5 protein-coding genes are annotated in these 5,360 nt (G+C 69.5%); all 5 read right to left on the bottom strand.

Features of this window, described 5'->3' with window-relative positions; genetic code table 11:
- Nucleotides 1-323: ATP/GTP-binding protein (locus GTY47_RS41955; protein ID WP_040903782.1), on the bottom strand; the 323-nt coding region annotated here is incomplete at its 3' end.
- A complete protein-coding gene (locus tag GTY47_RS31215; protein ID WP_029181511.1) occupies nucleotides 304-882 on the bottom strand; it encodes a DUF742 domain-containing protein in 579 nt (192 codons plus the stop codon). The genes GTY47_RS31215 and GTY47_RS41955, both read right to left, overlap by 20 nt.
- Before the next feature lie 94 nt (nucleotides 883-976).
- Nucleotides 977-1,390, bottom strand: a complete 414-nt coding sequence (locus GTY47_RS31210; protein ID WP_004983065.1) for a roadblock/LC7 domain-containing protein — start codon at nucleotides 1,388-1,390, stop codon at nucleotides 977-979.
- Nucleotides 1,391-1,400: 10 nt separating this feature from the next.
- The gene (locus GTY47_RS31205) at nucleotides 1,401-4,724 is read right to left on the bottom strand and encodes a nitrate- and nitrite sensing domain-containing protein (protein ID WP_010044610.1); all 3,324 of its coding nucleotides are present in this window, start codon (nucleotides 4,722-4,724) and stop codon (nucleotides 1,401-1,403) included.
- Nucleotides 4,725-5,101: 377 nt separating this feature from the next.
- On the bottom strand, nucleotides 5,102-5,360 hold a 259-nt coding region (locus tag GTY47_RS31200), incomplete at its 5' end, for an ATP/GTP-binding protein (protein WP_010044607.1).

Below are 5,360 nucleotides of genomic sequence, written 5' to 3'. Positions count from 1 at the left end.
CCGATGGCGCCGCGCACCAGGTCGTCCCACATGAACCAGAAGCGGTCCTGTCCCGGCGTACCGAACAGGTACAGGATCAGGTCCTGGTCCAGGGTGATACGGCCGAAGTCCATGGCGACCGTCGTGGTGGTCTTGTCCCCGGTGTGGGTGAGGTCGTCGATGCCGGCCGAAGCTGACGTCATGACGGCCTCGGTACGCAGCGGGTTGATCTCCGAGACGGCCCCGACGAACGTGGTCTTGCCCACGCCGAAGCCACCCGCCACCACGATCTTCGCCGAGGTGGTGGAGCGGGAAGGACCGCCGCTAGAGCTTGCGAAGTCCACTGAGCACCCTTTCGAGCAGTGTCACGTCTGGCTGGCCGCCGGCGTTCTCGTCGCCGCCGGGCTGATGGATGGCGACCAGTCCCGCCTCCGCCAAGTCGGCGACGAGGATCCTGGCCACGCCGAGGGGGATCGTGAGGAGCGCCGAGATCTCGGCGACCGACTTGATTTCCCGGCAGAGGTTGCAGATCCGCTGATGCTCGGGCAACTGGCCCTGCATCTGGTGCGGCTGCGCAGTGGTGTGCACCAGCGCCTCGATGGCGAGCTGGTAACGCGGGCGGGTCCGGCCACCGGTCATGGCGTACGGACGCACCAGCGGGTTGTTCGACGCCCCTGCGGGCGCCGGCTCTGGGGTGCGGCGCTGCGGCTGCACGGGCTGGATGCGCGGGGCCGGCGGCTGGTCGTACGGCGACGGGCCGGGGCCCTGTGGCGCGTACGGCTGCCGGTGGCTCGGTGCGGAGGGGAAGTTGTAACGGTTCGGGTTCTGCCCACCGTCGCCCTGGCCCTGGGCAGGGCCGTACGACCAGTTGCCCGAAGACGAACCGCCTGGGGGTGTTGCCACTTTCTCCTCCTCCGACTGTGCCTGGCACCCATCGCTGTGGAGCCGCGTCCCGAAACCTTACGGCCACGGGACGCCAAAACGCACCGTCCGTCTGTTAGTTGAGCAGGCTCCCCTGGAGCTCCGCGCGAAGGTCCGGTGTCAGGACCGTACCGGCTCGGTCAACCAGCAGCGCCATCTCGTATCCGATGAGGCCGATGTCCGCCTCCGGATGTGCGAGAACCGCGAGCGACGAGCCGTCGGAGATGGACATGATGAACAGGAATCCCCGCTCCATCTCCACAACCGTCTGATTGACGCTTCCGCCCTCGAAGATCCGGGAGGCGCCTGCCGTCAGGGACGTCAGACCGGAGGCGACGGCCGCGAGCTGGTCGGCGCGGTCGCGGGGGAAGCCTTCGGACATCGCCAGAAGGAGTCCGTCGGCGGAGACCACCACCGTGTGGGACACCCCCGGGGTGTTGTCCACGAAGTTGGTGATCAACCAGTTGAGGTTCTGTGCCGCCTGGCTCATCGGGCTCACACTAACGCTCCTGGTTGTAGGTGCTGTCAGGACCGAAGCCCTGGCCGTTCGTTTCACTGCCTGCGTTGCGTCCGCGCTGTACGCCGCGACGCAGGTTGCTCAGCCTGCCCCGGACGTCCTCCGGGGCGCGGGAGACCTGTGGGCCTCCCTGGGGAGTGCTCTCGGCGGAACCCTCGATCAGGTTGGCCTTGGGCACCCGCCTCGGCAGGCCGGAGGAGGTGACCCCGCCCGCCTTGGGCTTCCGGAGCTGCGAGGCCTGCTGCCACCGCTCGTCGTTCGCCGAGCGCCAGTCGCTGTCGCCGTTGCTCTCCGGGGTGGAGGCCGAGGCCGGAGGCTCCTGGCTCGCGTGCCGGGCGCCGCCCGCGCCGTTCGCACCGTTCGCGGCGGACCCGCGGCGGGGAAGCCCGGCGTCGGTCAGCGAGGGTGCGGCGGAGTGGGCCGGTCCCGGACGGTCGAAGCCTACGCGGTCCTGCTCACTCGCGTCAGCGGCCTGCGCGGATTCCGTTTCCTGGGCCTGAGAAGGGTACTGGCTCGGGTAGCCGTTCTGGTAACCGTCCTGCTGCGGCCAGTCGTCCTGGTGGCGCCGCTGCTCGAAGGCGGGGAAGCTGCCGGGCCCGCCCGAGCCCGGCGCCGAGTGCTCCTCCTGCGCCGGCTCCGCATAGGAGGAGGGGTCCGGGTAGCCGCCGTTCGGCGAGAAGGTGTCGTTCTGCGGCAGACCGCCGTTCGGCGCGTAGTACTGCTCGTCGTACGCGCCCCGCTGCGGCTCCTCGTAAGCCGTCTGCCGCTGCTCCTCGTACGACGCCCGCTGCTGCTCCTCGTACGGTGCCTGACGGTCGTACGCGGCGGGCTGGTCGGGGTATCCGGTCTGGCCGGTGTCGTAGCCCTGGCCGGTGTCGTAGCCCTGCCGGCCGTGGAACTCCTCGGCGTACCCGGACGTCTCGGCCTGTTCCTGGGCGTTCTGGCCGGGCAGGGCGGGCTGCCCGTGCGACTGGGCCTCCAGGGCCGCCCGGCGCTCCTCACGCATCAGGGAGCGGCCGACGGGGTCCAGCTCGCGTATGTCGTCGGGGACGTCGGCGTAGCGGCTGTCGTCGAAGCCGAGCTCCGCCGCCGTGCGCATGGGCTGCTGGCTGAAGTTCTCGCCGCCGCCGAAGTTCTGCTCGGGGATGATCTGCGAGACGGTGAACTCGTCACGGTCCACGTGCTGCTCGCCGCCACCACCGTGGGTGATCGCGTCGGGCAGCATGACCAGCGAGGTCGTGCCGGCCTGCTCGCCCGAGGGGCGCAGCTGGACGCGGATGCCGTGCCGGTCGGACAGCCGGCCGACCACGAACAGGCCCATGCGCTGCGAGATCGCGGCGTCCACGGTCGGCGGGTTGGCCAGCTTGTGGTTGATGTCCGCGAAGTCCTCGGCGGTCAGGCCGATGCCCTTGTCGTGGATCTCGATCATGACCCGGCCGTCGGGGAGACGGGTGGCGGTCACACGGACCTTGGTCTGCGGGGAGGAGAACGTCGTCGCGTTCTCCAGCAGCTCGGCGAGCAGGTGCACGAGGTCGGTCACGGCCCGGCCGTGGATCTCGGCCTCGGGGACGCCCGACAGCTCGATGCGCTCGTACTGCTCCACCTCGGAGGAGGCGGCGCGCAGCACGTCGACCAGCGGGACCGGCTGGTCCCAGCGGCGGCCGGGCTCCTCACCGGCGAGGACGAGGAGGTTCTCGCCGTTGCGGCGCATACGGGTCGCGAGGTGGTCCAGCTTGAAGAGGTTCTCCAGCTGGTCCGGGTCGGCCTCGTTGTTCTCCAGGTCGGTGATCAGGGTCAGCTGGCCCTCGATCAGCGACTGGTTGCGGCGCGAGAGGTTGGTGAAGATCGCGTTGATGTTGCCCCGCAGCAGCGCCTGCTCGGCGGCGAGCCGGACGGCCTCGCGGTGGACCTGGTCGAAGGCGCGGGCGACCTCGCCGATCTCGTCCGTGGTGGTGATCGGGATGGCCTGGACGCGGGTGTCGACGCGTCCGGGGTCGGTGCGGGAGAGCTGGTCGACGAGCATCGGCAGGCGCTGCTCGGCGATGCCGAAGGCGGCGTTGCGCAGCTGGCGCATCGAGCGGCTCATCTGGCGGGCCACCGCGCCGGCCAGGATGAAGGCCAGGAGCAGCGCGACCACGACGGCGGCACCGGTGATGTAGGCGTCGCGCTGGGCGTCGTCGGCGATGTCGGAGGCTTCGCTCACGGCCTTGTCGGCCATGTCCGCCTCGATCTTCTCGTAGGCGTTGAACTTGAGCGTGTTGACCGCCCACCAGTTCTCGGCGGTGATGCCCCTCTCGGCGAGGGCGGCACGGGCGCTCGGGTCCGTGGTCTGCAGCGTCGCGACGGCGGAGACCATCGTCTCCGGCTTGGACGGCGGGGCGACGTAGTCCGGGTTCTTGGCCTTGGCCTCCCGGGCCAGCGCGGCGCCGTCGGTCCTGATCTTCGCCTCGGCCGCCTTGAGCTTGGCCGCGTCCTCCTCGGTACCGCCGCCGATGTACTCCTCGACGGCGATGCGCTCGAGGTAGGCGTACGAGGACAGGGCGATGCGCTGACTGGCCAGGTTGCCCTCGTCCGGGCCCGGCTTGGTCAGGATGTGCATGCCGATGGAGCGCTGCAGCGACAGGGCCGCCTTGGTGAGCTCGATGGCGTAGACGGTCCGGCCGTAGCTGGTGATGTTGCCGGTGCCGAGGCCCAGCTCGTTGGCGAACTCCGTCAGCGGGTGGGCGACCTCGACGTAGCCCTCTTCGGTCTGCACGCCCTTGAGCTTGGAGGTGTACGCGACCTGGCGCAGCGTCTGGAGCTTCGGCTCCGCCTCGCGGAACAGCTTCAGACGGCGCTCCAGGCCGGGCTTGGCCGGCATGTTCTGGGCCGCGGCGTCGAAGGCGTCGGCCGCCTCGTCGGTGGCCTTGCGGACCTGGGCGACGGTCGCCTTGTCCTGGGCGGTCTGGGCGCTGCCCTTCAGCAGGGGCGCCGCGGAGGTGTCGCGCTCGTTGTACAGGGCGTTGGCGTACAGCAGGGAGGCCCGCACCAGACGCGCGGTGTTCTCCGCGTCCTCGGCCTCCTGCCAGGTGTCGATCGAGCTCTTCACCTGGAAGCCGCCCATGACGAGGCCGACCAGCACGGGTATGAGCAGGATCGCGTTGAGCCTGGTCGCCACACGCCAGTTGCGCGGGGAGAGACGGCCGCCGCTCTGGGCGGGCGCGGCCGTCGGCTCCGAACCGGGCACGGGGGCGGGCGCCGCTGTGCGCGGCGGCGGGGTGAAGTTGCCCCGGGCCGACGGCTCGGGACTGTTCTTGCTTCGCCTCACTCGACCAACAACCTCTCGGCGGTCGGCACCAACGTTGTGCCGCAGTTTCTCAGAGCCCGGTACGCCATCGACTGACGTGTGCGCCATTGACTATTGGGCAGTTCAGGCATTCCAGCACGACGACCTGCGCTCTTCCAAACAGTCCGGGGTGGGGATTCCGAGGGATGTAAGCCCCAGATAAAACGGTCATAAAGAGCGAGCCCCGCCAAAAGGCGGGGCGATTGTGCGCGCAGCGAGACCGGATGTGCGCGACGCGTGGCCGTACCACCGGATTCCTCTGCCGAAACGTTATGAACACCTTGGCCGACCGTGTCAAAGGACACAGTCGGCTCCGGTACATCTACGACAACTGCCGTATGGTGCTTCCGAATTGGGTGCTACCTCAGCCGTGCCATCAGAGCGTGCTCGACCAGCGTGATCAGCGCACTCTTCGCGTCGGACCGGTGCCGGGCGTCCGTCGTGATGATGGGGGTGTCGGGGCCGATCTGGAGGGCTTCCCGCACCTCATCGGGGGTGTAGGGCTGCTGACCGTCGAAGCCGTTGAGGGCGATGACGAAGGGCAGGCCGCTGTTCTCGAAGTAGTCGACGGCCGGGAAGCAGTCGGCGAGACGGCGGGTGTCCACCAGGACGACGGCA

The sequence above is a fragment of the Streptomyces sp. SID5464 genome (genome assembly GCF_009862985.1).
GTDB classification, from domain to species: Bacteria; Actinomycetota; Actinomycetes; order Streptomycetales; family Streptomycetaceae; genus Streptomyces; species Streptomyces chartreusis_D.
The sequence above is the reverse complement of the archived record's forward strand: the minus strand, read 5'-3'. Positions and strand labels throughout refer to the sequence as shown.